Source organism: Deltaproteobacteria bacterium (genome assembly GCA_023382265.1).
In the GTDB taxonomy this organism is placed as follows: Bacteria; JAMCPX01; JAMCPX01; order JAMCPX01; family JAMCPX01; genus JAMCPX01.
The window spans coordinates 1-25,914 of record JAMCPX010000037.1; the positions used below are offsets into that span (position 1 = coordinate 1).

Annotated in this window: 24 protein-coding genes and 1 tRNA gene; 14 read left to right on the forward strand and 11 right to left on the reverse strand. The window is 41.6% G+C overall.

The genetic code is table 11. The features are described from left to right. Positions 1–235 precede the first annotated feature (235 nt). On the forward strand, positions 236–688 hold the full coding sequence (locus M1381_07220; GenBank protein MCL4478872.1) for a ferritin family protein: 453 nt from the start codon (positions 236–238) through the stop codon (positions 686–688). A 14-nt stretch (positions 689–702) separates the two neighbouring features. Further along, positions 703–1,221: a ferritin-like domain-containing protein gene (locus tag M1381_07225; GenBank protein MCL4478873.1), complete on the forward strand. Its 519-nt coding sequence runs from the start codon at positions 703–705 to the stop codon at positions 1,219–1,221. Between the two features lie 2 nt (positions 1,222–1,223). Here M1381_07225 and M1381_07230 read toward each other — a convergent pair whose 3' ends face one another. The 10 genes from M1381_07230 to M1381_07275 form a co-directional block, all read right to left on the reverse strand. Continuing rightward, complete coding sequence (locus M1381_07230) at positions 1,224–3,434, reverse strand: transglycosylase SLT domain-containing protein (GenBank protein MCL4478874.1); 2,211 nt, start codon at positions 3,432–3,434, stop codon at positions 1,224–1,226. Positions 3,435–3,440: 6 nt separating this feature from the next. Beyond that, on the reverse strand, positions 3,441–4,205 hold the full coding sequence (locus tag M1381_07235) for a helix-turn-helix domain-containing protein (GenBank protein MCL4478875.1): 765 nt from the start codon (positions 4,203–4,205) through the stop codon (positions 3,441–3,443). Position 4,206: 1 nt separating this feature from the next. Then, on the reverse strand, positions 4,207–4,971 hold the full coding sequence (locus M1381_07240; protein ID MCL4478876.1) for a tetratricopeptide repeat protein: 765 nt from the start codon (positions 4,969–4,971) through the stop codon (positions 4,207–4,209). After that, a complete protein-coding gene (locus tag M1381_07245) occupies positions 4,941–5,480 on the reverse strand; it encodes a hypothetical protein (protein MCL4478877.1) in 540 nt (179 codons plus the stop codon). Before M1381_07245 ends, M1381_07240 begins: the two co-directional genes overlap by 31 nt. A gap of 19 nt (positions 5,481–5,499) precedes the next feature. After that, positions 5,500–5,573: transfer RNA gene (locus M1381_07250), tRNA-Arg, on the reverse strand. 355 nt (positions 5,574–5,928) lie between these two features. After that, positions 5,929–6,516: a YdeI family protein gene (locus tag M1381_07255; protein ID MCL4478878.1), complete on the reverse strand. Its 588-nt coding sequence runs from the start codon at positions 6,514–6,516 to the stop codon at positions 5,929–5,931. 211 nt (positions 6,517–6,727) lie between these two features. Next, entirely contained in the window at positions 6,728–8,074 is a 1,347-nt protein-coding gene (locus M1381_07260) for a TolC family protein (GenBank protein MCL4478879.1), read from the reverse strand. A 119-nt stretch (positions 8,075–8,193) separates the two neighbouring features. Then, positions 8,194–11,340: an efflux RND transporter permease subunit gene (locus tag M1381_07265; GenBank protein MCL4478880.1), complete on the reverse strand. Its 3,147-nt coding sequence runs from the start codon at positions 11,338–11,340 to the stop codon at positions 8,194–8,196. Further along, positions 11,341–12,426 (reverse strand): efflux RND transporter periplasmic adaptor subunit, encoded by a 1,086-nt coding sequence (locus tag M1381_07270; GenBank protein ID MCL4478881.1) that lies wholly within the window; start codon positions 12,424–12,426, stop codon positions 11,341–11,343. A gap of 418 nt (positions 12,427–12,844) precedes the next feature. Beyond that, entirely contained in the window at positions 12,845–13,681 is an 837-nt protein-coding gene (locus tag M1381_07275; GenBank protein MCL4478882.1) for a M23 family metallopeptidase, read from the reverse strand. Between the two features lie 136 nt (positions 13,682–13,817). Between M1381_07275 and M1381_07280 the strand changes: the two genes are divergently transcribed. From M1381_07280 to M1381_07335, 12 genes are all read left to right on the forward strand, one after another. Continuing rightward, positions 13,818–14,606: a molybdopterin-binding protein gene (locus M1381_07280; protein MCL4478883.1), complete on the forward strand. Its 789-nt coding sequence runs from the start codon at positions 13,818–13,820 to the stop codon at positions 14,604–14,606. Positions 14,607–14,663: 57 nt separating this feature from the next. After that, positions 14,664–15,131: an SCP2 sterol-binding domain-containing protein gene (locus M1381_07285; protein ID MCL4478884.1), complete on the forward strand. Its 468-nt coding sequence runs from the start codon at positions 14,664–14,666 to the stop codon at positions 15,129–15,131. A gap of 41 nt (positions 15,132–15,172) precedes the next feature. Further along, positions 15,173–16,333 (forward strand): iron-containing alcohol dehydrogenase, encoded by a 1,161-nt coding sequence (locus M1381_07290; GenBank protein ID MCL4478885.1) that lies wholly within the window; start codon positions 15,173–15,175, stop codon positions 16,331–16,333. Positions 16,334–16,414: 81 nt separating this feature from the next. Then, the gene (locus M1381_07295) at positions 16,415–16,834 is read left to right on the forward strand and encodes a DUF2345 domain-containing protein (GenBank protein ID MCL4478886.1); all 420 of its coding nucleotides are present in this window, start codon (positions 16,415–16,417) and stop codon (positions 16,832–16,834) included. An 8-nt stretch (positions 16,835–16,842) separates the two neighbouring features. Beyond that, the gene (locus tag M1381_07300) at positions 16,843–17,259 is read left to right on the forward strand and encodes an acyl-CoA thioesterase (protein MCL4478887.1); all 417 of its coding nucleotides are present in this window, start codon (positions 16,843–16,845) and stop codon (positions 17,257–17,259) included. Between the two features lies 1 nt (position 17,260). Next, positions 17,261–18,577 (forward strand): glucose-6-phosphate isomerase, encoded by a 1,317-nt coding sequence (locus M1381_07305; protein ID MCL4478888.1) that lies wholly within the window; start codon positions 17,261–17,263, stop codon positions 18,575–18,577. 24 nt (positions 18,578–18,601) lie between these two features. Further along, positions 18,602–19,780, forward strand: a complete 1,179-nt coding sequence (locus M1381_07310) for a cyclic nucleotide-binding domain-containing protein (protein ID MCL4478889.1) — start codon at positions 18,602–18,604, stop codon at positions 19,778–19,780. 1 nt (position 19,781) lies between these two features. Then, complete coding sequence (locus tag M1381_07315) at positions 19,782–21,401, forward strand: GAF domain-containing protein (protein MCL4478890.1); 1,620 nt, start codon at positions 19,782–19,784, stop codon at positions 21,399–21,401. A gap of 37 nt (positions 21,402–21,438) precedes the next feature. Continuing rightward, positions 21,439–22,170, forward strand: a complete 732-nt coding sequence (locus M1381_07320) for a uracil-DNA glycosylase (GenBank protein ID MCL4478891.1) — start codon at positions 21,439–21,441, stop codon at positions 22,168–22,170. Positions 22,171–22,172: 2 nt separating this feature from the next. Continuing rightward, a complete protein-coding gene (locus tag M1381_07325; GenBank protein ID MCL4478892.1) occupies positions 22,173–23,546 on the forward strand; it encodes a nodulation protein NfeD in 1,374 nt (457 codons plus the stop codon). Positions 23,547–23,549: 3 nt separating this feature from the next. Further along, the gene (locus M1381_07330) at positions 23,550–24,302 is read left to right on the forward strand and encodes a slipin family protein (protein MCL4478893.1); all 753 of its coding nucleotides are present in this window, start codon (positions 23,550–23,552) and stop codon (positions 24,300–24,302) included. 29 nt (positions 24,303–24,331) lie between these two features. Then, positions 24,332–25,180, forward strand: a complete 849-nt coding sequence (locus tag M1381_07335) for a lysophospholipase (protein MCL4478894.1) — start codon at positions 24,332–24,334, stop codon at positions 25,178–25,180. Positions 25,181–25,435: 255 nt separating this feature from the next. Here the strand turns inward: M1381_07335 and M1381_07340 are convergent, their stop codons facing one another. Beyond that, the gene (locus M1381_07340; protein MCL4478895.1) at positions 25,436–25,873 is read right to left on the reverse strand and encodes a cytochrome c family protein; all 438 of its coding nucleotides are present in this window, start codon (positions 25,871–25,873) and stop codon (positions 25,436–25,438) included. Between the last annotated feature and the right edge of the window lie 41 nt (positions 25,874–25,914).

Consider the following 25,914-nt stretch of genomic DNA (forward strand, 5'->3'; position numbering starts at 1 on the left):
AGCCGTAAATGTCTTAAACAGTTGTAAAGAACCAGAAGCGATCACAAAAGCGATCACACCTGAGTTATAAAGATGTGTAACATATTAAAAAATAAGGTAAAAATGATGTCTGATGACGGGTTTTAAACCCGCTCCTGCCGTTCTATTGCATTCTTCGGGTTGAAACAAGGTTTTTAAAATATGTTGACCTTTTTTTATATTTCTAACAGTCTATTAGTCTCATAGGAGAAAAGCTATGGAAAAACAATATAAGGATATAATAGAGTTTGCAGTTGACCGGGAGCTCAATGCGTATGATTTTTACACGGGCGCTCAGAAACGGGCCAGGACAAGCGGTGCAAAATCCATGCTTCAAGAGCTTGCAGCACAGGAACTGAAGCATAAGCAAAGGCTGGAAGCCTTGCATTTGGAAGAAAATGTTATGCTTGATCTGTCAAAGCTTGATATCGCGGATTATACAGACAGCGAATCCATAGAAACCGATATGCAGTACCATCTTGAATATCAGCAGATCCTATTGATTGCCCTGAGGCGGGAAAAGTCATCCGTAAGACTTTATACGGACATAAAGTCTTTGATGAAAGAGAAAGAGAAACAGCAGCTGTTTGAATGGCTCGTGAAAGAAGAACAATCGCATTATGATAGGTTGCAAAAAGAGTATGATACCTATGTATTAACAGAAAACTAAATGGAGGTAAATCAATGGAAAATAGAGACAAAGAGTTGTTGAAGGTATTAAGAGGAGCCGGTGAGGCGGAAAGAGAAGCACTCTTAACGTATCTCAAGTTTGCAAGGCAGACAAAGGATATGGGCGGTAAAAACATGTTCATAAGGCTTGCGATAGACGAGTTTGGCCATATGACTCTTCTGGACAGCCAGATAAATAATGTCATTTCCCAGAAAGGCTGGCAGCCGATCGAGATAGACAGATCCGCAGTAGAACCATTGCTGCCTAAAATAAGCCAGAAGGATATACAGACAATGGGCATGGCAAATGCAAATGAGCTGTCGGCGCTTGAAGCAGCAAGAGCACTTGAACAGGGAGCTATTGATTATTATTCAATCAATGCAAAAAATGTAGCACTGCCCGAAATCCAAATGACCTTTAAGAGGCTTGCAGAGATGGAGGGAGCGCACTACACAATGATTCAAGCTGAGATTGACAACATAAAGAAAACGGGCTTCTGGTTTGATACGATTGAGTACTCGGTGGAAATGTAGGTTTAGTCTTTCCCGTGAGAACAGTTGTTTAAAAAACTGCTTGCTATATAAATATTTTTTTCTAATAGTATATCTCCTCCATAGATCATTTTATAAACAAGCAAGTTCGTTAGAATGTTCTTTACATAATTTCTTGTTTCCTGGTATGGTATGTCCTCAATAAACTCATCCGTGTTGCATGCCTTTATATTCTCAAGCCATTTATCCACATTCGATGTTCCGGCATTATAAGCTGCAAGAGCGAGTACATAGTTACCGTCATACTTCTTAAGCAGCTTATCAAGGTGCCATACACCAAGCCCTATATTTACCTGAGGGTCGTACAGCTTCCCAGTGGAAAACGGCACAAGCGATATCTCTTTTGCGGATATTTTACCTGTTTGCGGCATCAATTGCATAATACCTATTGCACCCGACCTTGACACGGCATCAACCCTAAACCTGCTTTCCTGGAGTATGAGTGAATATACGACATCCGCGTCTAAACCGTATTGATCTGCATAATTGTTTATGAGGTGTTTGTAGCCCTCCGGATAACCGTAAGCCCATACTGTCATGGTATCCGGCGTAAAGGATGTAAGCATATTACCGAGCGCTGTACGGGCGATATAGAGGCTATGAAAAAAGTCTGAATTCTTGTAATACGTATAGGATAATATCCCATACTCATCAGCAGAAAGCCTTTGCCCCGAAAGAAAACCGAGTTCTGCATTAGCCTCTTTATCCATGCCGATCGATCTTAAGAACAGATACCTTGAATAATGAAAAACGAATGATTCCGAGTAGTATTTATATGCAGGCGGTGCCAAATCTTTTCTCTCGTACGATAAGCGGGTGTTACCCAGCCACATGTTGGCCATAAGCGAATAGTAATCCGGGGGTGTATGCCGGGATATTTTATAAAAGAGAGCATCGGCTTTGGCTGTTTGCCCAAGCTTAAGCATGGCTCTTGCCTCCCAGTAATATGCCATAACATCATAGTACGTATCGCAAAATTCCAAATCCTGTAATTTTTTCAGATATCGTATAGCCTGCTCATATTTGCCGCCGGAATAATTTATCCAGCCGAGATGCCAGTATGCATAAATCGAGAATGGCGTTTTAGTTGATGCAAGCTTTAAGAGCCAATGGTACGCACGTTTTTGATCATTGTTTAAGGTGTAAATATAGAACAGCTTGTACATAGACATAGGAGTGTACCCGCTTTTACCCCTGGCAACGGTTGAAAACGCATTAATCGCATCATCCGTTTTGTTTAGCTTTAAAAATACCTTACCCGACCAGAATGTTAATTCGTAATAATTCCGTCTGTCCGTATTATAAGAAATCGCCGTTTTCAGTGCAAAGGCTGCATCATTGTATTTACCGAGCTTATAATATGCAATACCGGTATATTTATACAATGAGGATAGATTGCTTGAATTATCCGACAATGCATCTTGTACGGCCGTGTTAAGTTCTTTCAAAGCCTTTTTATAGTCCCTGTCTATTATAAGCAGACGTGCGATTCCATAGTGATCTATATTTAATGTTCCTGTATCCGTGATAGCGGTCAAAGCACTGAATGCAAGGCTGCCGGCATCGGTTGCAGGGTATCTATCGTACACGGTTAAATAATCGCTGATCCCCTCTCCGGTATTTCCTTCGCTCACGTACAATCCTGCCATTGAAAAAAGCATGTACGGTACATGCCTATAAAAGGCGGTCTGAGTTAAATATGTGTCGTAGAGTTTTATCGCTTTGCTATAAAGTTTAAGAGCCGAAAGGCATTGGACTTGCAAGTCTATTGATGGAACATAAAATATGCTCAATGTGAAATCTGCGGCGATATTCCTCAAATAAGGTAAAGCATCTTGATAATCGTTTAGAGCGATATAGCTCTTGGCAATATACCAATTGATATAATCCTTGAGATCTCCGGGTTGATTTATTAGCCGCTTGAAATGAATAACCGCATCGTTGTAATCTCTTTTTTTATAACTCACAAAGGCATTGATAAAGTTGAATGTTGAAAGTTTTTTTTCCGGCAGGGAAGATGTATTGAAATCCTTTATTTCCCTCCGGGCACGTCCGTAATCGTGTATTGAAACCGCTCCGTATATGTCTTTTAAAGAAACCTCTTTTGCTTTAATAAAAGGTTTTATGGGAGCGCATGAAGAAAATATAAGAATAGCCGAAGCCGTGAGAAATATACTTAAGCATTTTTGAGACATAAAGGATCAGCGCGGTATCTTTATACGGATAACTTCTGCATGCCTTAGTTGATGAGGTATTAGCTTATTATCAAGGATTATTTCAATACCTTCTGCATTACCGATGGTCAATATAGCCGTATCGGAAAACTTAAAAGAAGCATTATCGCCTGTATTGAGAATCACATCTTTTGCATTTTTTTCATCATTCAAAGGCACCAGTCTAACCCATGTTGGTTCTGTTGCTTTTAATAGAAGGGTATGCATTATAACTGTCTGTGTAACAGGTGCGGCAGCTGTCTGAGGTAGAACGGTTGATTGTGTTATGGCTGCTTTCTCAGCCGCGTTTGTGTTGGTTATCGGAGCAGCTATTAATTCCGTCTGTTTAGATAACTTTTCGCCTTTATTAACTTTTTCAACCGATCTTGAGCCATTATAATAAATAACTCCAATAAACACTACCGCAGCCATACCTATCACCAGCACCAGCAAATTTTTAATACTTTTTGAGGGATGATGTATTGTATCGGTTTCGGGCTTTACTGGATGCGGCATACCTGTATCATAAAATATCTGGAACTTGTTTACCGTGTCATCCGGGTCTATGCCGAGATAATTACAATACGACCTTATAAAACCTTTAATAAACACTATGCTCGGCAGATCTTCATATGAATCGGATTCTATCGACTGCAAATAAGATTTTTTTATTCTCGTTGTCTTTGCAATCTCATCAAGTTCAATATGCCTGAGCTCTCTTTCTCTCCTTAAAAACTCACCGAAGCTTTCCATGCTATTTAATTATTTTCAAGTACCTTCTGGCATCTTCTGAAAATGTTGAATCCGGAGCAAGCTTCAATACGGCCTCGAACTGTTTTTTTGCTTCTGTATCATTATGTTCTCTCATATATACAATGCCAAGGTACAGATATGCCTCCGAGTATCCTGCGAAATAATGGATCGCTGTCTTGAATTCCGCTTCAGCCCGCTTCAGCTTATTTTCCTTCAGGTAAACAAGCCCGAGGTTATTATGGGCAGCAGGCATATCTGTCGCTATATTTAATGCATTCATATATGCCCCTTTTGACTGCTTAAGATTGCCCTTTTTATAATAAGCCCATCCGAGATTTACCCATGCAATTTGAGGAGACATATAGAGAGGATTTTTCAATGTCTCTTTAAACTGCTTTATAGCCGAATCCCATTTGGATTCGTGTAAATAAAGAACACCAAGATTGTTATGTGCATCGGAAAAATCTTTTTTTAATGCTATTGCTTTTTTATATGCATCTTCTGCTTGATCGATCATGTTTTCTCCATAATAGCTAAGACCAAGGGCGTTATAGATATAAGGGTCTTTAGAATTGAACCTTTGTGCAGTGGACAGGTTCAGGATGGCATTGGAGAAGTCACCCTTATTAAGATACATTACCCCTATATCATATTTTACCTGTGATTGTTTTTTAAGCTCCGGGTTTTGTGAAGCACAGCCTGAAGTTAAAGTAAAGATTGAAATAGTTAAGAATGTTAAAAAGCACTTAAAATTTTTGCAAACCATTGATTACCTCCTGAAATGTTTTTTTGTCCTTCTTTATAGTTTTCATCAGGCACAGAATGTTCTGTACCATCATCGTAAATGATTGATTCAAGTAATACTTCTTCTTCATCAGTGCTACCTTTATAAGCCTTTGTATCCTGCATAAATGCAGGTATTGCTTTTATCAATTTTTCTCTCTCCTCTTTGGATACACCGAGTTCTGTCTTTTCCATGATAAAGCCCATACTCCCGGTAAAATCAAGCGCTTCGTTAAATACGTTTTTGGCTTTAATGAGTTCTACATCACCATCTTCGTATGTATAGAAAAATCCTTGTCTGCCCGCCTCCTGGAAAAGGTAAATGTATACCCGCATCTTTTTATCCTTTTTTAAAGCTATAACAAAAGCCCAAGTAGGCTCCGGGGATCTATCCGGTAAAGCAATGTTAGGTTGATTAACTGATCTATATATTTCCCATACCTCATCAACCGTTTCTTTAATATATTTAATTGTAACATCACTTAAAAACATCTATGCCTCCTTCTATAAATGCCCCCGACAGGATTTGAACCTGCGGCACAGGGATTAGGAATCCCTTGCTCTATCCATCTGAGCTACGGGGGCATATTTATTTAACATACTCTAACTATAGCAAAGTACCTCTTGCAAGTAAAATAAGATTGTTTTTACTGCCACATAAAGATATATCAACATGATCAAAAGATTTCCTCGGCGTTTACGCCGGTATATCGAGGGGTATATCTGGGGCAGGTAACATTGAAAGCGGCAATCTCCAATAGCCTCTGATATAATCAGAAGCAATAGAATAAGGATGAGGTGCCGCATGATATATGTAGTTTTCACAAGAAGTATTCCATAGCAAGTGCAGTGGATGTGCAAGGTAAACTTGTAAAAGAGAGCCGGATCGAAGGGAACACACCTGTTAACAAGGGGAATTTAAGATTCCGGGACAGCTGTATTAATCGTTCAATCCCTTTCCCTTGAGAATTTGCTGCATACATTTTTCAACCCTCGACTCCCGGGTTTTGGATTGTTTGGGTGCAGAAAAATAAAAAATGTATGCTCTTTGACGTCCAGGCGTCAATGCCTCAAAAGCAGTTTTCAGGGCAGGGTTTTTATCTAATTTTATTTGAAATTCTTCGGGGATTTTGTATTCCGCAGTCTTTTTAAACTGAACTTTCAAACCGGCTTTTTCCACTTCAATAGCTTGTTTGATATAGGTTTTCAGAACTGGTTCCATCTCAACTATTTGCCGTACATCGGTGAACCGGATCTGGCGCGCCGCCTGCACGTTCTCCGTTTGCCGGATGAGAATACCCTTGGTATCCTGTAAAAGGGCACCTTTGAAAAACAAAAGCGCACAATATTCTTTAAATCCGTGAATCAAAACTACGTTCTTTTCCTTGAACGTGTAACAAGGTTGGCCCCACTTCAATTCTTCGGCAAGTTGACTGTCGAGGACGATCATTCTCAATTTCGTAAATTCTTTCTTCCACTGCTTGGCTTTTCTTAAAAATGCGTCAACCTTAGGATTCATTCTATTCATATTCTGATACTCCTCAGCATTGTCTTAGTCCTCCTTTCATTTTCTACTGCACATGAAACTTAGGGACAACCCCCGTATTATCTTATTTTCCTTGGTCTTCCGCCTTTTCCGGGCTTAAGTCGCCTCCTGAGTACATATTCCAAGTTCTATATAAATGCTACATCTCCGATTGCACAATTTTCAAGAATGTAGCCCTGACCCAGATATCTCGCTATCGTATTGTTGAGTAATCCCCTTCTGCTATGGTACCCTCTGCCATTTTGAGTTGCGCAATCGCTATGTTGTATTGGTAGATCGTCTGTATATAAACCGCGCTGGTTGAAGCAAACAATGTTTCTGCATCTGTAAGTTCTATTATAGAACCTGCTCCTGTTGTATACCGCTCTTCGGCAAGTTCAAGATTCAATTTAGCACTGTCCATTGCCTTCTTTGATGCTTCAATACTGTCCTTAGCCTGCTGAAGGTTTAGGGCTGCCTGTTTTACCTGAAGCGTGATGCCCTGTTTTAAAGTATCGATCTGTGCCTCTGCATTATGCTGCCTTGCCTTTAGTTCTGCGTATTTCCCGTAAGTGCTGAAACCTGAGAATATTGGAAATTGTACTCCTATACCTATTGACCAGTTCCATGTCATCGGCGTTTGATATCCTGCCCAGCTATACCCGCCTGTACCGACAATGGATGGCAGATTGGATGCAATCACTGATTTTTCGGATTCCTTTATGCTCTGTGCAGCAGCATAAAGCGATCTTAGTTCAGGCCTGTTATCCATAGCTTTTTGAACTGCGTTTTTAGCGTCCATCTCATGGGTTGTAGGCGTCATTGTATCAAGTATGTTAATGGTATCTCTATCCTTTATTCCCATTGAATTAAGCAGATTGACCATAGCGAGTTCAACGTTATTTTTTGCCGTTATCATGTTCAGCTGGGCATTTGCATAGTCTGTTTCCGCTGTTGCCACGTCTATGCGCGATACCCTGCCGACTTCAAAGAAGCCCTTTGCCTGTTCAAGGTGCTTGCCGTTTTCTTCCAGGATCTTATCAGCAACATCAGACAGGTGCTGTGCCGCAAGCACCCCGTAATATCCCTGTGTTACATTGAATATGACGTCCGACTTTGTTGTTTGCTCATCATACCGTGATGATTTTACCGCTTGTTGCTGCGCCCTTATTGCATATAGTCTCTGGCCAAAATTTGTGAGCAGCCAGTTAAAACCCACGGATGCCGTATAGTAGTTATAGGAGGTATTGCTCTCCGGTGTTATGGCATGTGGTCCAAACAGATTTGAAAGAGCCGGTGGGAAAACATAGTTGCTCGTTTCCCTCGTGTAGCTTCCTTGAGCGATTATCCATGGGTACCATGCAGAGCGGGCCTGGGTCAGTATCTCTCTGTTTGCCTGTGTCAGAGCTATACTCGCCCTTATGGAAGGCTGCTGCTCAAGAGCTATATCAACGCACTGCTTCAGGGACAGGGGCTGATCACCGCCTTGTGCGTATGCCGGGGTATAAAAACGGAACAGGCTCAAACCCACGGTTAAAAGTACCGCAAAAAGATTCAGCATAGAGTCATTACGGGAAGTCCTCCGGAGGCGGATGACGAAATAATCCCTTAATTTCGTTAAATTGCTTCGCTGCGATAAGACGCCGCCGGGAATGACATTGAAAAAACATTTATTGGTCTTCATTTCAATTCCTCATCCTGTTTTATGCTTCTCTTAAATTTCTCCTCGAAAACCGTATAAAGAGTCGGGATAAGAAGCAGTGTTAAGAATGTCGACACCAGCAGACCGCCGATAACAGCGCGTGCAAGCGGCATGTTGGTTTCACTGCCCGTGCCGATGCCGATCGCCATCGGTATAAGACCGAGGATCGTTGCAAGGCTTGTCATAAGAATAGGCCTTAGTCTTGTTCTTCCCGCCCTCACGACAGCCTCATGAAGCTCTATGCCTTCTCCCCGTAACCGGTTCGTATAGTCGACGAGCAGTATACCGTTACTGACAACGATACCAATCATCATAATGACCCCCATGAAGGATTCTATGGACAGCGTTGTGTTCGTAAGGAACAGCATCCAGATAACACCGATCAGACCCATGGGCACGGAGAACATGATGATAAAGGGATCGAGCAATGATTTAAACTGCGAAGCCATGATCATGTAGATCAACATGATCGCAAGCAGCAGCGCGAAAAACATGCTCAAGAATGCTCCCTTTTGCTGCGCAACCTCGCCGCTCATATCTATGTAGAAGCCCGGCGGCAGTTTCAGTTTCGCAAACTCATTTGACAGATCGTTTGCAACATCACCGAGGGGACGCCCTGTTGCATTTGCAGTTATGTGGATTACCCTCTGCTGGTACTTCCGTTCTATCAAGACAGGGCCGACACCCTTATTGATCGATGCGATGTCCTTCAGGAAGATCGTTTTTCCGTTGTACGTAGGTAGCGGCAGATTATCAAGGTTCTGCATGTTGTTTGTAAACCTTTTATCCATCTGGACCACGACATAATACTCGTTGCCCGATATAGGGTCCGTAAAGATGGAAGGAAATATGTTCAGGCTCGAGCTCATCGACGTGAGCACGGTGTTTGCTACGGTTCTCTGGTTCACCCCGGCAAGTGCGGCCTTTTCACGATCAACATTGATGTCGAGCTCGGGGTAGTTCTCCCTCCGGCTTATCATAACATCCGTGACACCGGGGGTTTTTCGCATCAACGCCGCCACCACCTCCGCTTCTTTTGCCGCTGTTCCAAGGTCGTATCCGTAGAGTTCAACGTCAATAGGTGCTGCTGAACCGAAGTTCATGATACGCGAAACAATACCGCCTGATATAAAGTATGTCTGCACACCGGGGATGGCCCCCTGAATGCGTTTTCTTACAACATTCATCAACTCTATGTCGTTCCTTTTCCTTTTATCCGGCGTTACGAGGTTTACCTGGATCTGTGCCGTGTCCGGACCCGTATTCTGGCTCCATATCGACGCAAATCCGGACGGCAGTCCTTCGTTCGAGATAATCGTCTTAATGTCCTTTGCAGGGATCACCTCTTTTATCATGCCCTGAATCTGTTTTATGTATTGGTCCGTGATCCTGAGCCTCGTTCCTATCGGTGAGCGCATCACGATACTAAACTGACTCTCATCTGTTTCGGGAAAGAATTCCGTTCCTATAAATTTAACCAGAAGCAGGGATACTACGAAAAAACCGCCTATGCCGTATACGACAATCTTTTTATGGGACAACGCCCATTGCAGGGCTGACTGATAAGCATTGTCTATGCCGTCAAAAAACGACTTACTCCTTGCAAAGATTCTTTCGTGGAGCCTTTTTGATTGAACGCTGTACTCCTTCTCGGGCTTTAGGTATTTTTTTGTCAGTACCGGAATAACGGTAAGAGAAACAAAGTATGAGGCTATCAGCGCAAAAGAAATAGTCAGCGCAAACGGTTCAAACAATAATTTTGCAATACCTGTTATAAATACGACCGGGAAGAAAACCGAGATCGTTGTTATGGTCGAGGCAAGAACAGGCATTGCAACCTCCCCGGTGCCGTCGAGAGCCGCCTTGACAGGACTCTTGCCCATGCCACGGTGCCGGTAGATATTTTCGAGCACAACAATAGCGTCATCGACAAGCCTTCCAACGCTGAGGGTCAAAGCTCCCAGGGTGAAGGTGTTGAGCGTCTGATGGCCGACAAAAAAAAGCAGTATAAACGTGACCATCACCGACAATGGTATGGAGAGGGAGATTATCAGCGTACTGGTAAAGCTCCTCAGGAAAATAAGGATAATGATGAACGCAAGTAGCGATCCCTGAACCGCCTCATGCATTAGGCTGCTGATTGCCTGTTTGATGTATATGGATTGATCGAAGGTCAGATCGAACTTAACGCCCCCGGGGATGTTGAGGAGGTGCGGCAGCAAAGCCTTTACTTCATTAACCACATCAACGGTATTAGCACCTGGTGTCTTGTTCACCATGAGATAGACACCCTGCTTGCCGTTTATCCTTGCAATATTGGTTTGCCTTTGCGAGCTGTCGATAACGTGGCCAACATCATCGATGTGGACAGGTACGCCGTTGGAAACCTTTACCACGATATTATTCATCGGCGGAATGGTCTTAAATTGGTTTGTCGTAAACAGGTTGTAGTCAAGATTATTGATCTTCATGTCACCGCTGGGCAGTATAAAATTGGCATTGGTCACTGCATTTATGACATCCATAAACGACACGTTCTTTGCTATGAGTTTTTCAGGGTTCAGATCAATATTGATCTGCCGTATCAGCCCCCCGTTAACGGTAGCTGAAGCAATATGGGGAAGGTGTTCTATCTGCGGCTCGACCACGTTGGTAGCAAGGTCGTTCAACTGAAGTCCATTCAATTTGTCGCTGGAAACGGTGACCATACAGACCGGAATGTTCGATATATCGAACTCGACGACAAACGGCTGCTGTATGCCCGGGGGAAGCTGGCTCATGATACGCTGTATATTTTCTATAATGTCCACAGAGCCTTTATCTATATTGGCCCCCCAGTTGAAAAAGACCATGACCATGGAAAAGCCTTCCTTCGATGTTGACTGAATGTACGATACATTGTTTACAGCAGACACCGCTTTTTCCATGGGATACGTTATTGCCTGCTCGACGTCAGCGGGGCTTGCACCCGGGAACAGGGTTCCGATTACGACGACAGGCATTGTTATGTTGGGGAACACGTCTATAGGCAGCTTGTTGACACTCGTTGCACCGAGCACGATCACGGCTATTGCAAGCATTAATATGGATATGGGATTTTTAAGGGCAAATTTAGACAGCGGCATTTACATTACACCTTTCCATGCTTGTTCTTGTTGTACCTCTACCTTCTGGCCGTCATGTATGGTATCCTCTCCCTGGACGACAATCTCAGCGGATATGCTTACCCCGTTCTTAACTTCAACCATGCCGCCGGATTCTATGCCCTCCTCAATAGAAACGAGTTTTGCAATACCCTGAGAAACAACATAAATGCTTTTATGGTCATTCGTTTTTAAGACACATGAAACAGGCACGGCAAGTATGTTTTTATGCATCTCGTAAACTATATTGACCTTTGAAAACATGCCAGGTTTAAGAATATGCCGGGGGTTTGCTATGTCAACCTCTGCAGCCATTGTTCTTGTTACAGGGTCAAGGGCAGGGGCAATACGGGTTATTCTGCCGTTGAATATCTTGTCGGGATAAGCATCCGTTACAGTTGTCACAGGCATGCCCGTATGGACTTCCGCTACACTATGTTCCGGGATATTGATCATGATCTTTACCGTGTTTATGTCGACAAGTACAAGCAGCGGGTTTGCAGGGACCATCTGTGTTGAACCCGGTATGAGCGTTCCGGGATCGACATACCTGGATGCAATATAACCGCTGAACGGTGCGCGGATGACAGCGTAGCTCAAATTGAGTGCCGCGAGGTTTTTTGCCGCCTCTGTGACATCAAAGTTTGTTTTTGCCATATCAAGATCGTTTTGTGCAATGAGTTGTTTTTTGATGAGCTTCTTGGCCCGTTCATACTGAATGCTTGCGTACTCAAAGCTTGCGTTTGCCTGTTGATACTGATCCTGCAGATCCTGATAGTTTATAACGGCGAGAACTTGGCCCTTTTTAACGCTGTCTCCTATATCCACCGGGAGCTTTTCAAGGTACCCGCCGACGCGTGCAAAGATGCTCGCCTGCCGGAACGCCATAATACTGCCTGTGAGTATTATAACCTTTTTTAAGGTCACCTTCCGTGGATGTGCGACCGTTACCAGAGTCGTTACTGTGGTTTTAACCTGGTTTTTCTTCGTGCTCTTTATTCTGATAACAACTATCACCAGCAGCACCAGAATGCCTATTATTGCAATCAACAGTTTTCTATTCTTCATGTCCTTTTGTTCCTTTTTTAGATATTCGTTTACGGTATCAAGATACAAACCGCTGTATCAATAAACTTGAACATACATTCAATTTATGAACGGCGGTTTTTAATTTATTCACAAGGGAATAAATGTCAAGCCTTTTGAAAGTAAAGGATTGCGCAAAAACATTATAAGAGAGTTAACCGGGAAATGTATTTGAAAAAGATTGGGTTAGTAATGTTGATTTTTTATTGTTTGGGCAGACCTGTGTGTCTGCAGAAATAAAAAGGGTAGGTTTCAAGCCCGCCCTTTTATGAGATTATGCAGATACGTATAGATTACAGAAAAATTCCTCGTAATGACATACAGGGGCTTTTTCAACAGACTGTTGATATTGGACAAAATGATTTGAAAATTTCCGGCTTATACCAGCTGCTTTGAGGCATCACTTAAAAGGATTGAGCTTGAATAATAGCTCCGGGTCTATGCGGCTGTTAAGTATTCTTAAGCCAAAATGTAAGTCAGAACCTGTTGTTCTTCCTGTGTCTCCGAGATAGCCTATTACCTGGCCTTTTTTAACCGGCTCTTTATTCTTTACGGCATATTTTTCAAGATGAAAATACATTGAATAAATACCCTGACCGTGATTTATTAAAATACTATTGCCGCCGAAGAATGTGTTGCCTCTAAAACAGACCAGCCCGTTATTTGCAGCAACAACCGGTGTGCCTTTTTTTGCGGCGATATCAATGCCGGTGTGCGGTGAACGAGGTTCTCCATTAAGGAATCTTTTAACCCCGAATATCGTTGTTATGATCCCTCTAACCGGTATTATGAATCTGCCTTTCCATAATTTTTTCGTCCTGTCGTTTTCAAATATACGGTCTAACTCTGCCTGCTCTCTTAAGGCCCTTTTTAATTCATCCGGTTTAAGATTCACCATCCGCTGCGGAAGTTTTAAGTACTGTGTCGGGTAAGCATAGGATTGGATTGTTACGGAATCTGATGCTACCGGAGATGTGATCCCTCCGGCATAAAGATAAATATGGTTTTCTCCTGCCGGATGAGCAAGGTCAACGCCGAGGAATACGGCCGTATTGGTGCTGTCTGTTATATTAAGTGATTCCTTACCAAATCTAATCCTGTATAGCGTATCAGGGTTCAAACCATAAATATTGAGGATCATGGGACTCCCCGGGTGCAATAACTTCGGGGTAACAGCCATTTTTACCGGTTGAAACTGCAAAGCAGTAAAGAGTATAAATGCGATAAAATTATTCATATGGTTTAAAGATGTACAAGGAAAAGAAAAAATTATCAACAGAAATATGTGCTAACGCTGAAATCGCATTTAAAATTAGGCAGTGTTGTTAGCATCAAATGCTTGCATAACTCAGCACTGTAAATATAATAGTCGTATGAATGATGTTAAGATCATATCAATTGGCAGGGAACTGATAACGGGCCGCACGGTAGACACCAACTCTAATTATCTTGCAAGGCAAATAACGCTCCTTGGTGCAGCGGTTTCAAGCGTATATGTCATCGATGACGTATTATCTGATATAGTAAAAACTTTAAAGTTTTCATTAAAACAAAAGCCCGCATTAATAATAACTACAGGAGGGCTTGGTCCAACACGGGATGATATGACCTTAAAGGGCGTGGCAAAGGCACTTGGCAAAAGGCTTGAAGGAAATAAGCGGGCACTTACAATGATAAGGAAGAGGTACGATATGCTTTACAGACAAGGGCTTTTGCATACAGCCGGGTTAAATGAAGCAAGGATAAAGATGTCAATACTGCCATCGGGTGCAAAGCCTATTACAAATCCTGCAGGAACAGCACCAGGTGTTCTCATTCATCATGGGGAAACGGCAATCTTTTGCCTGCCCGGAGTACCGTCCGAGATGAAAGGCATTTTTGAAATGCATATATACGGATGGATCAAAACCCACATCTCAAATGGAGTGTGGTTTGAAAAAATGATCAATGTAAATAACCATGATGAGAGTATTCTCAGGAGGTTTATTGATCGGACCGCACAAATGTACCCGGAGGTATATATAAAATCAAGCCCTGCAGGCTTTGATAAGGTTAAATCTCTGGATGTATTTTTCACATCTACAGGAAAAAACAAGGCTTATGTGCAGAGCAGGGTTAATAAAGCAATGAAAATGCTGAAGAGTCTTATCCGTGATCAATAGAATGCTTGTATATTAAGAATAATATGATAATATTATAAAAAATAAAAGGAGAAAAAGATGAGTATAATATTCCCGAGTGAAGAATGGGTAGCTGTTTTTAAAGAAAAGATCAATTCCAATCCTAATTATAAGGAATCTGGAGCCAAGTGGGAGCATGGAACTATATCCCTTATAATGCAGTTTGATCAGGACATTATTGAGAAGATGAGAAAGGATCCTGTTCTTGGTAAACAGATGAAAGAGGGTGAGACATCGGTTGGGGTATGGTTAGAACTGTATCACGGGGAATGTAAAGAGGCAAAGAGGGTATCGGCGGAAGAGGCGGAGAAGGCAAAATTTGTTATAATTGGCGACTATCCCAGATGGAAGCTGGTGTTAAAAAAAGAGCTGGATCCTGTAAAAGGCATGATGCAGGGTAAGCTAAAACTAAAGGGAGACCTGCCCACCATAGTAAGGTTCGTGAAAGCGGCGCAGGACCTTGTAGATTCAGCAACATTTATAGATACCAAATTTGTAGATGAATAAGGTTCTTAAAATATAAGATCTTTATTTAAAAAGGAGTTGATATGTATGATTCGGACCTGAATTTTATATTCCGTAATCCAACAAAAATTGTATTCGGTAAAGGTGCTGCAGGAGAGGTTAAAGAAGAGGTAGAACAGTTAAAAGGGACTAACGTCCTTCTTGTAACGGATAAATTCCTTGAGAAGAGTGACATGGTTGAGAAGGTAAAAAAGGCACTCGGGAATAAATTGGCAGGCGTATTCAGTGACGTGGAGCCTGATACTGGTACACATATAGTAAACAAGGGTGCAGATTATGCGAGGATGCTCGGTGTGAATTGCATAGTAACGGTGGGCGGAGGCAGTTCAATGGACACGGCAAAAGGCATATCAATCGTACTTGCACTCGGCGGTAAGATCGAAGAACACTCGGGTATAAACTTTCTATCGGGTCATATAACTCCGCACATAGCAATACCAACAACAGCAGGGACCGGAAGTGAGGTAACTTATGCCGCAGTTATAAAGGATCATGCACAGCACAGGAAGCTTCTGTTTGCGGACAATTACATCATTCCGGATGTAGGCATACTTGATCCTCTAATGACGGTCAGCATGCCGGCAGCGGTTACTGCCGGTACCGGCATGGATGCAATGAGCCATTGTATTGAGGCCATGCACTCTCAGCAGGCAGAGCCGATCGCGGACGGTCTTGCTCTTGGTGCCGTAAGGCTCATAGTTGAATATCTGCCGAAAGCGGTTGATAACGGTAAGGACATAGTGGCGAGGGGGCAGATGCTTATAGCGGCAAACATGGCTGGGGTTGCGTTCGGCAATGCACAGGTGGGCGTTGTCCACGCACTCGCACACAGCGTTGGTGGACGGTTCGGTGTCCCTCACGGCATAGCAAACAGCATCCTGCTTCCATACTGCATGGAATACAATCTTGATGCGGTGGCTGATAAGTATAAGCTTGTTGCACAGGCACTCGGAGTCAATACTAACGGACTAAGCGATGAGGCTGCAGCACATAAGGCATCCGAGGCAATATGGGTACTTACAAAACGCATAAATTTGCCGCAAAAATTAAGAGATGTCGGTGTAAAAGAAGAAGGACTGAAACAGGTTGCGGAAGATGCAATATCGGACGGCTCTATTGTTTATAATGCGAAATCGATATTTGATCCGGAAGAAACGCTCAAGATATTGAAGCGGGCGTATTAAAACAAAAAAGCGTTACAAATTTTTAATGGACAAGCCTGCATTTTGACGGTGCGGGTAATAATGAGTTCATTTGGAGGCTTGATGTCAAAGATAGTTATTGATAAAGATGCAGAAGATAACGGTCTTGCCAATATGCTGAAAGACCTGATTTCGCAAAATATTGAGCATCATGCTGAGAGAGAGAAGGATCTCAATGCGCTAAATGGAAACATAGTGATCATTGCAAAGGACATAGATGTGCAACTTACGCTCATTTGCGGCGGAGGGAGCATTACGATACATGACGGTATAAAAGAGCCTTACAAGCTCAAAATAAATACCGGTTCAGATAATCTCTTAAAGCTGAACACGCTCAAAATAAAACTCGGCATGCCTTACTACTTTGATAAAACGGGCAGAGAGGTTATCGGGATGCTTTTTAAAGGGGAACTTAAAATAGAGGGTCTTTTTAAACACGTACTCATGCTTACACATCTGACAAAACTTTTTTCTGTTTATTGAGGCAAAAGGTGCTAACAGATTTCAATTTTAAGGTACAGGTAAGAGTGCGGTTTGTGGAGTCGGATGCCCAGGGCATAGTAAACAACGGAGCATACATGACCTACCTTGAGGTGGGCAGAATCGAGTTTTTTAGAAAGGCGGGCATCTCCATCAAAGACAGGACAAAATATGGCGTTGATTTTGTTCTGGTAGAGGCATGGATACAGTATAAAAGTCCTGCAAGGGTAGATGATTTGCTCAATATTCATGTAAGAATTAAAGAGATCAAAGAAAGAACGTTTACAATGGAATATGAGATCACGGATAGTGAAGACAATGACCGGCTTATTGCAAAAGCTTATACAATAAGCGCCGTAATAGATCCTAAAATAATGAAATCCTGCCCTATTCCTGAGAATATTAAGGGCATGATAAAATCCATATAGTATGATTAACACAGCCGATATAAACATAGATACAAACTTCGCACAGAGTAACTATCTCGGTGGCAGAGATGGAGTTTCCCCGAGTTCATTTTTTTCAATGCAGGATAGAATAAAGGTAACAGCAGAGGATATGATCCAGCTTATATTGTCGGGTAAGATCGGGTTTTTGTCTATAATAGAAGGACACTCGATTTTTAAAGAAATACGCTCGTTAGCGGGTAAGTATCCATCCGGTAAATATAATGATATTATTTTGCTTGGCATAGGCGGTTCTGCACTTGGTGCAAGGGCCATTAAAAATGCATTTGAGTATACAGGAAAGAAAGGCATAAATATACACGTTCTTGATAATATAGACCCTGCTGTGTTTTATGGTACCTTAAATAAGATAAATCTCAAAAAAACGCTATTTATAGTTATAAGTAAATCCGGTGCCACTGTTGAAACAATGGCTCAGTTGTTTATTGTTATGGATAAATTTAAAAAGGCAGCAGGGGCTAAATTTTTCACTGCGCATTTTATTTGTATTACAACAGACGGCAGGGGACCGCTTTTCAATATTGCCCAAAAATATCATGTGCCCATGTTGTTTATACCTGAAAATGTCGGCGGCAGATACTCGGTATTATCTCCCGTAGGCATGCTCCCGGCTGCACTCATGGGTATTAATATATCTGATATGATTGACGGTGCTAAGAGTGTAAAAGCAGCCTTTATAAAGGCAAGGGGCTTAAATATCGGGGAGCTTGCGGGCATATATTATCTTATGCATAAAGAACTCAATAAGAATATTATGGTATTCATGCCTTATACATCAAGACTTACGGATTTTGGGGAATGGTTGGCACAGTTATGGGCGGAGAGTCTTGGGAAGAGGTATGCAAGGGATGGGAGAGAGGTTTTTTCTGGAGCTACACCTGTAATAGCGGTAGGCGCAAGGGATCAGCACTCTCAGTTGCAGCTTTATAAGGAGGGACCACCGGATAAGTTTATAACATTTATAGAGATAGAGAAGCCCAACATTAAGGAGCAAAAGATTATTCCGGTTTCACCGGTTGATATTGAGTTCAGACATCTATTTAGTAAAACTCTCGGTATGTTGATCAATGCCGAGATGAACGCTACAAGGACATCGCTTGTTAAATCTTTACGGCCTTCAATCAAGATTTCCATACCGGAACTGTCTGCGAAAACACTCGGCGAACTTTTCGTTTTTTTTGAGATACTGATCGTGTTTATAGGTCTTCTGTATCAGATAAATCCTTTTGATCAGCCAGGCGTTGAAGAAGGTAAGCAGATCCTTAAGCAAATACTTTAATTACTATGTACGAGAGGTTAACACATGCTTGATAAGGAAAAGATAAGAAAGGATGCGGAGTATTACTTAATAGAGGGTGCGTATGAGAGGGCTATAGAAGAGCTTGGTAAGCTCTGTGTAATAGATACCGGGGATACATGGGTCTGGAATTCTCTTGCCGAGTGTTACTTAAATACAGGGGACAAGAGGAATGCCGTAAAAAATTTCTTAGTAACTGCGAAAAAGTTCGCAAAACAGGGGGATTTACATTCGGCCATGTCCACTCTTGATCGTATAAAAGAAATAGATCAATCTAATAAAGAATATCAGGAAGAAAGAAATAGAATTGCAGAAAGACTTTCAAAAGAAGAATCAAAGTCTATGGAAAAAGTCAGTAAAAGGATACAGATCTTTTCAGAACTTGAGGAAAAAGAATTGAGAGAGATGCTTGAGATAGCCAGACCAAGAAACTTCAAACAGGGTGACGTAGTAATCAAAGACGGAGATAAAGGGGACTCCATATATTTTATTATCTCAGGGAACGTTAATGTATTAAAAAACAGCAAAACCGGCAAAGACATTGTAGTAGATACACTTTCAGACGGAGATTTTTTTGGGGAGTTCGGGTTTTTTACAGGGGGCAGAAGAATGGCTACGATTGCAGCGTCTACGGATGTAGAACTTTATGAGTTCACAAAGGAGGAGATGGAATCGATCTCTAAAAAGTACGAAAACATAGCAAAAGTTCTTATAGGTTTTTATAAAAAAAGGATACTGGATAGTATAATCGCCATTACGCCTATCTTTAACGGCTTAAGTGCTCACGATAGGGAAGACATCATAAACATGTTTGAACTGGTAATTGTAGAAGCAGGGGTTATGGTTATCAAAGAAGGTGAAATAGGGGATGCCATGTACGTTGTAAAGGATGGGGAACTCGAGGTCAGCACAGCGGACAAGAACGGCAAGCAAACCATTTTAGCTCATCTCGGAGAAGGGGATGTTTTTGGAGAGGTAGCTGTCATTACCGCAAAGCCGAGAACTGCAACGGTAAAGACTGTTAAGAAAAGCCGGTTAATGAAACTCAAAAAAGAAGATTTTCAAAGAATCGTGGATATTCATCCATCCGTTAAATCAATGGCATTAAAGCTCATAAATGAGAGAGCCGAAGATACGATAAAACATATACTCACACCCGATAAGGGCAGACTTGTGGGCGGATAAGATGAAGACCCCTACCGGTGTTAAACAAATATCACTATTCCAAAAAAGACTTCTGAACCTTTATGAGCAGCTTTCACATAATGAAATCACCGGACACGCAGGCGATGAGCTGTTCAGGGCATTATTAAAGTTTATAACAGCAGAACTGTCGTGCAGAGCAGGAAGTTTGTTTATCGTAGATAAAGAAGACGGCAGCCTTATTTTTAAAGCAATAGAGGGAGGGGATGAAAACCTTAAAGGCAAACGCATTGAAAAGGGCAAAGGTATAGTAGGCATGGTTGCGGCAACACAGAAATGCTACGTAACCGGAGATGTTAAAAAAAATGCTGCATGGTACGGCGAGATCTCAAAAAGAAATAATTTTAAGACAGAAGATATGATTGCGTGTCCTATAAAACACGGGGAATCCGTAATTGGTGTTATAGAGGTCTTGAACAAGAGCAGAGGTACTTTCGGCAAAAAAGACCAGAATAAGTTAATCTCTTTAGCCCCTCATCTTGCCATATTCATGAAGCATATTATTGACGGATTGGAACAAAAAAGGATTATAGAATTTGAAGATAAATTGTACAAGCTTTCGGCATTATTGAATTCAAGCCTTGATACAAAAACGATAGCCAGAGATGCGATGAAGGCGATTGTATCCCTTGTTAATGCTGAAGTTGGCTCCTTGCTCCTTTTAGATAAAGAGAAACAGGAATTATACTTTGAAGTGGCGCTTGGCGGGGGAGAGAAGGCATTAAAAGAGATCAGGCTAAAATTGGGGCAGGGTATCGCAGGCTGGGTTGCCCAGCATAGACAGCCTGTTATTGTAAATGATCCATCAAAAGATGACAGATGGCTATTTAAGAAATCAGATAATAAATCGGGTATTGTTACAAGAAACATTCTGTGCGTACCCGTGATGTCTGGGAATCAAGTGATCGGAGTGATGCAGGCATTAAATAAAAATGACGACAGATTTACACTGCAGGATCAAGAGCTTTTAACATCTTTATCGGATCATGTGGCAATCGCGATTGAGAATGCACGGCTTCATGAAGAACTGCGTCGTACTTTTGTGGAGGTTGTGGAATCTCTATCAGAGGCTATAGAAAAAAGAGACCCGTACACGGGGGGGCATACAAAAAGGGTGGTTAAATACTCTTTAATATTGGCAGATGAAATGGGCCTTGCATCGACAGAAAAAGAGAATCTGAAAATGGCTGCGCTGTTACATGATGTAGGCAAGATCGGTGTGGATGACAGCGTATTAAGAAAACCTGCAAGGCTTGACGATGCCGAGTTTAATAAGATGAAGGAGCATCCAAGTATAGGGGCTGATATACTCGGTAAGGTGCCAGAGATAAAAAAGATTGTACCGGGTATACTGTATCACCATGAATGGTATAACGGAAAAGGTTATCCTGCAGGGCTTTCAAAAGATCAGGTGCCTATGATAGCAAGGATAATATCTATTGCAGATACTTATGATGCGATAACTTCGGATAGACCGTATAGAAAAGGCTTAACGCATGAGTATGCTGTTGCCGAATTGAGGAGATACAAAGGCACGCAATTTGATCCGGAACTTGTAGAATATTTTATCCATGCGTTTGAAAGACGGGGTAACAGGATTTAACAAGAGGTGCCGTTATGATTTACTTTATCATTGTGTTATGGTTAAACTCATCAAGATGAAAGCACATATTGAATCTCTTATCGGGTATGTACAATATCTAAAGGAGCTTGGATACGACGGTTTTCCTTTATCGGGATCTCCCCATCCTCAGGATGTACCGATAAGACAGGACATTAACGGCAATAAAAACTTAGTTCTTAAAAATACGGCACTTGCTATAGACGGCTGTGCAAAATGCGGTTTAAGCCGGATGAGAGCGCATTCCGTTCCTGGTGAAGGTAATTGCAATGCCGCATTAATGTTTATAGGTGAGGCCCCCGGTTATGATGAAGACCGGCAGGGCAGGCCGTTCGTCGGCAGGGCAGGAGCGTTATTAACGGACATCATTACAGCAATGGGTTTGAAAAGGGAAGATGTGTTTATCGCAAATGTTATTAAGTGCAGGCCGCCTGATAACAGGGAACCGATGAATAACGAGATAGAATCCTGCTTCCCATACTTAAAAACACAGATAGACATTATCAATCCGAAAATCATAGTAACACTCGGCAGATATTCAACATCCGCAATACTTGGAACGGCCGAGGCAATAAGGATCTCGGAACTGAGAGGAAAATTTTTTAACTACAACGGCATAAAAGTTATGCCGACATTTCATCCTGCTTATCTACTGCGTAATGGAAAGGATAAGAAACTTGTCTGGGATGACATGAAAGCGGTACTTAAAGAGCTCGATATGCATATACCTATTTACAAAAAGGGCCAATAAACATGAAAAAACGTAAAATCGCGGATATATCGGTTTCAACAATAATGCGTCCGGGGAAAAACATGGAAGAGCATCCTATCGTGATTTCAGGGTTAATAAGGAAAATGGTTATAGCGTTGTCCGTTATCTTATTGTGCACATCAAACGTTTTAGCATCTTCTCGTGTTGATGAGATATCAATAGATGGGCCCATAGGACCTGCTTATGCATATTTTGTTTCAGAATCCATACAACGGGCAGAAGCCGATGGTGCGAATGCTTTTCTTATATTGATGGATACACCTGGCGGGCTTGATACATCAATGAGAGACATTGTAAAAGCAATAGAAAATGCAAAACTGCCTGTTGTCACATACATATATCCTTCGGGCTCAAGGGCTGCATCCGCGGGTGTGTTTATTGTTATGTCATCCGATGTTGCTGCTATGGCACCTGGTACAAATATCGGAGCAGCGCACCCCGTAACAATGGGCGGAAAACTTGGTAAGGAAATGGAGAAAAAGGTTACAAACGATGCAGTCGCTTATATAGAAAGCCTTGCACTTCAGAAAGGCAGGAATGCTGAATGGGCAGGCAAAGCTGTTAGAAAAAGTGTATCCATAACAGCGGATCAGGCATCAAAGATAAAGGTCATTGATATTGTTGCCGGTAGTATCTCCGGTTTGTTGAATAAGATCAACGGATGGAAGATAAATAAGCAGAGCGGTCATTATACACTTGATACAAAGGGTGCTGTTATTAAAAAGTTCAATATGGGATTCCAGTATAGAGTATTAAAGGTGATAAGTGATCCCAATATAGCGTACATACTAATGCTCATAGGCATGTGGGGCATATTTTTCGAACTTGCAAGCCCGGGTGCAATTTTTCCAGGAGTGATAGGTGCATTATCGCTAATACTGGCATTTGTTGCATTTCAAACAATTCCTGTTAATTATGCAGGTGTACTTTTAATTATACTATCTATAGTTTTATTTATACTGGAGGTAAAGATTGTGAGTCATGGAATGCTTGCTGTGGGTGGGATCATATCCTTTGTGCTTGGTTCTGTTCTGATGTTTGATACGTCATCGTATGATTATACGATTTCATGGGCATTGATACTGACAGCCGTTGTTCTGACCTCGCTTTTCTTTATTGTTGCCTTGGGCCTTGCCCTAAAAGCAAGATTAAAGAAACCGGTTACAGGCATGGAAGGACTTATCGGGAATGTGGGCGATGTGATAAGCATAACGGATAAAAAAATAAAGGTGTTTATAGACGGCGCATACTGGAATGCTTATTCTGATAGTAATAATTTAAAGACAGGAGATAAAATTATTATTGAAAAAATTGATAATAATATGTTACTTAAGATCAAAAAAAAGGAGGATTAAAGTATGACTATTGTGTTCATTGTTGTTTTATTTGCGGTACTTTTGCTTATATCAGGTGTTAAGGTCTTAAAAGAGTATGAGCGTGCGGTTATTTTCAGACTCGGCAGGTTGATAGGTGCAAAGGGGCCTGGCATCCTCTACATAATTCCATTCATCGATAAGATGATCAGGATCAGCACAAGGGTCATTGCTCTCGATGTGCCTTCGCAGGATGTTATAACAAGAGACAATGTATCGATCAAAGTGAATGCCGTTGTATATTTCAAGGTGATAGATTCGAATAAGGCCGTTACGGAGGTAGAAAACTATTTGTTTGCAACATCGCAGATAGCTCAAACGACACTGAGAAGCGTTTGCGGGCAGGGAGAGCTTGATAAACTTTTAACAGAGAGAGAAAAGATCAATATGGAATTACAGGAGATCATAGATAAACACACGTCTCCCTGGGGTATAAAGGTTTCAACCGTTGAAGTAAAACAGATAGATATGCCTCAAGAGATGCAGAGTGCAATGGCAAGACAGGCGGTAGCCGAGAGAGACAGAAGGGCAAAGGTCATAAGCGCGGATGGTGAATCACAGGCTGCACAGAAGTATTCCGAGGCTGCAGGGGTGCTTTCAAGGGAGCCTGCTTCATTACAGTTAAGATATCTAAATACCCTTACAGAGATTGCTTCTGCAAACAACTCTACCATAATCTTCCCTATTCCGTTAGAGATGTTTAACATCTTTAACAAGAAGCCGTCGGATAATAAATAGAATCGTATTGATTCATCATACTTGTCCAAATGGGAAGGATTATAAAAGAAGAGGCTTACATAGCCTCTTCAAATGAGAGGATTCATCTCGATATATTCAATAACACAGGAGAGCAGCGAACTATTATTTTTTTCCCCGGGACCGGCACAGCATCTGAATTCTACTCTTCGTTCCTGGAAGCCCTCTCGTATAAAGGGTTTAATGTTGTTGGTATTGATCCTGTGGGTCATGGGCATTCTACAGGAACCCGCGGAGATTTTACAGTAGAGCAATTGCTTCAAAACTTGAGAGATGCCGTTTCTTATGTAAAAGAGAAGTTTCGAGGAAGGGTTGGTATAATGGGGAGCAGTCAAGGAGGTATTATAGTTTATTATGCCGCGCTTGAGGGTATATACGTTGATGCCGTTCTGGCACACAATGCAGCTCTTGTTTATAAAGAGATTCAGAACATAGTTAAGTATCCTCATTCGTTTAAAAAAGGTATGCCCGTAATAGATTATCTTAAAAGGGTATTACCAGCACTCAAGATGCCTACCTCTATTTATCTCAACTGGCATAAGGTTTTTAATGATAAGAAGATGCTAAAAGCTTTTAAAAATGACAAATTTTATGTAGGCTATTATACCATAAGGGCAATGGCATCATTGAAAAACTATATACCGGATATTAAAGGACTGCCGATGCCGCCAACAATGATAATTACCGGCTCAAAAGATGAGGTTATTCCAAAGGACGTATCGGAAAGGGCATTTTATCAGTTAAAGGGTAATTTCCATACCTTTGTGGAAATAGATCAAGCATCTCACATGTTACCTCTTGAATACATGCACCAGTTTTTACCGCGTGTTGTGGATTGGTTTTCGATAAAGCTTGGCTGAACCGAACTTTTCAAGGATATTTATTCGAGCTTTTTCATCTTCGTCCGAAGTTGTCTCAAAAATAATCCTCAGCTCTCTTAGTATGTATCTTTGCCACTGCGTTAATGATAGCGGATGTTTAAACTCAGACCGACGATGGTTTGATTTATTCTGCAAACTGGCGATTAATCCGCATAATTGCAGCATTATAATCCTTTGACGGCAAAAAAGGCAGGACATAATCCTGCCTTTTTAAAATCTACTGCATAATTTACATTAATGTTTAATCTTTGCCCATGATGTTTTGAAATCAAAACCCTTAAAGTTCGGACTATTTTTATTGTGGCACTTTACACATACAGCTGTCGGTTTTGGATTTAAGCCCTTTGCTTCTGCCTCTTTGAGATTCTTCATTACGCTAAAAGTCTTATACTCACTGCCGGGCCCATGACATTCTTCACACTGAACCCCTTTAAATTCTTTGTTGTCCCCGGTGATGTGACATTTAACGCATTCTGGTTTTGCCTGATCCGCCGGTGTTAACACATCAAACGCCTTTGCATGAGCTGTGTTTTTCCAAACATTGTACTGCTTCATGTGGCACATCTTACACTGGTTTACGCCAACGTAGCCTGGTGCTGCATTTGCTATTGATGAAAATACAACGGCTGAAAATGCTGCTGTCAATATGAAAATAATTTTTGTCAACTTCACAATATTCACCTCCTTTTATTTATACTATACAATAGTATTAA

What these genes read in the sequence shown, in the direction of transcription:
- M1381_07230 (MCL4478874.1), bottom strand. Translation starts at nt 3,434, where the DNA reads ATGTCTCAAAAATGCTTAAGTATATTTCTCACGGCTTCGGCTATTCTT.
- M1381_07285 (MCL4478884.1), top strand. Translation starts at nt 14,664, where the DNA reads ATGAGTATAATATTCCCGAGTGAAGAATGGGTAGCTGTTTTTAAAGAA.
- M1381_07275 (MCL4478882.1), bottom strand. Translation starts at nt 13,681, where the DNA reads ATGAATAATTTTATCGCATTTATACTCTTTACTGCTTTGCAGTTTCAA.
- M1381_07270 (MCL4478881.1), bottom strand. Translation starts at nt 12,426, where the DNA reads ATGAAGAATAGAAAACTGTTGATTGCAATAATAGGCATTCTGGTGCTG.
- M1381_07325 (MCL4478892.1), top strand. Translation starts at nt 22,173, where the DNA reads ATGAAAAAACGTAAAATCGCGGATATATCGGTTTCAACAATAATGCGT.
- M1381_07225 (MCL4478873.1), top strand. Translation starts at nt 703, where the DNA reads ATGGAAAATAGAGACAAAGAGTTGTTGAAGGTATTAAGAGGAGCCGGT.
- M1381_07295 (MCL4478886.1), top strand. Translation starts at nt 16,415, where the DNA reads ATGTCAAAGATAGTTATTGATAAAGATGCAGAAGATAACGGTCTTGCC.
- M1381_07335 (MCL4478894.1), top strand. Translation starts at nt 24,332, where the DNA reads ATGGGAAGGATTATAAAAGAAGAGGCTTACATAGCCTCTTCAAATGAG.
- M1381_07260 (MCL4478879.1), bottom strand. Translation starts at nt 8,074, where the DNA reads ATGCTGAATCTTTTTGCGGTACTTTTAACCGTGGGTTTGAGCCTGTTC.
- M1381_07315 (MCL4478890.1), top strand. Translation starts at nt 19,782, where the DNA reads ATGAAGACCCCTACCGGTGTTAAACAAATATCACTATTCCAAAAAAGA.
- M1381_07245 (MCL4478877.1), bottom strand. Translation starts at nt 5,480, where the DNA reads ATGTTTTTAAGTGATGTTACAATTAAATATATTAAAGAAACGGTTGAT.
- M1381_07235 (MCL4478875.1), bottom strand. Translation starts at nt 4,205, where the DNA reads ATGGAAAGCTTCGGTGAGTTTTTAAGGAGAGAAAGAGAGCTCAGGCAT.
- M1381_07265 (MCL4478880.1), bottom strand. Translation starts at nt 11,340, where the DNA reads ATGCCGCTGTCTAAATTTGCCCTTAAAAATCCCATATCCATATTAATG.
- M1381_07240 (MCL4478876.1), bottom strand. Translation starts at nt 4,971, where the DNA reads ATGGTTTGCAAAAATTTTAAGTGCTTTTTAACATTCTTAACTATTTCA.
- M1381_07220 (MCL4478872.1), top strand. Translation starts at nt 236, where the DNA reads ATGGAAAAACAATATAAGGATATAATAGAGTTTGCAGTTGACCGGGAG.
- M1381_07330 (MCL4478893.1), top strand. Translation starts at nt 23,550, where the DNA reads ATGACTATTGTGTTCATTGTTGTTTTATTTGCGGTACTTTTGCTTATA.
- M1381_07280 (MCL4478883.1), top strand. Translation starts at nt 13,818, where the DNA reads ATGAATGATGTTAAGATCATATCAATTGGCAGGGAACTGATAACGGGC.
- M1381_07310 (MCL4478889.1), top strand. Translation starts at nt 18,602, where the DNA reads ATGCTTGATAAGGAAAAGATAAGAAAGGATGCGGAGTATTACTTAATA.
- M1381_07255 (MCL4478878.1), bottom strand. Translation starts at nt 6,516, where the DNA reads ATGAATAGAATGAATCCTAAGGTTGACGCATTTTTAAGAAAAGCCAAG.
- M1381_07305 (MCL4478888.1), top strand. Translation starts at nt 17,261, where the DNA reads ATGATTAACACAGCCGATATAAACATAGATACAAACTTCGCACAGAGT.
- M1381_07290 (MCL4478885.1), top strand. Translation starts at nt 15,173, where the DNA reads ATGTATGATTCGGACCTGAATTTTATATTCCGTAATCCAACAAAAATT.
- M1381_07320 (MCL4478891.1), top strand. Translation starts at nt 21,439, where the DNA reads ATGGTTAAACTCATCAAGATGAAAGCACATATTGAATCTCTTATCGGG.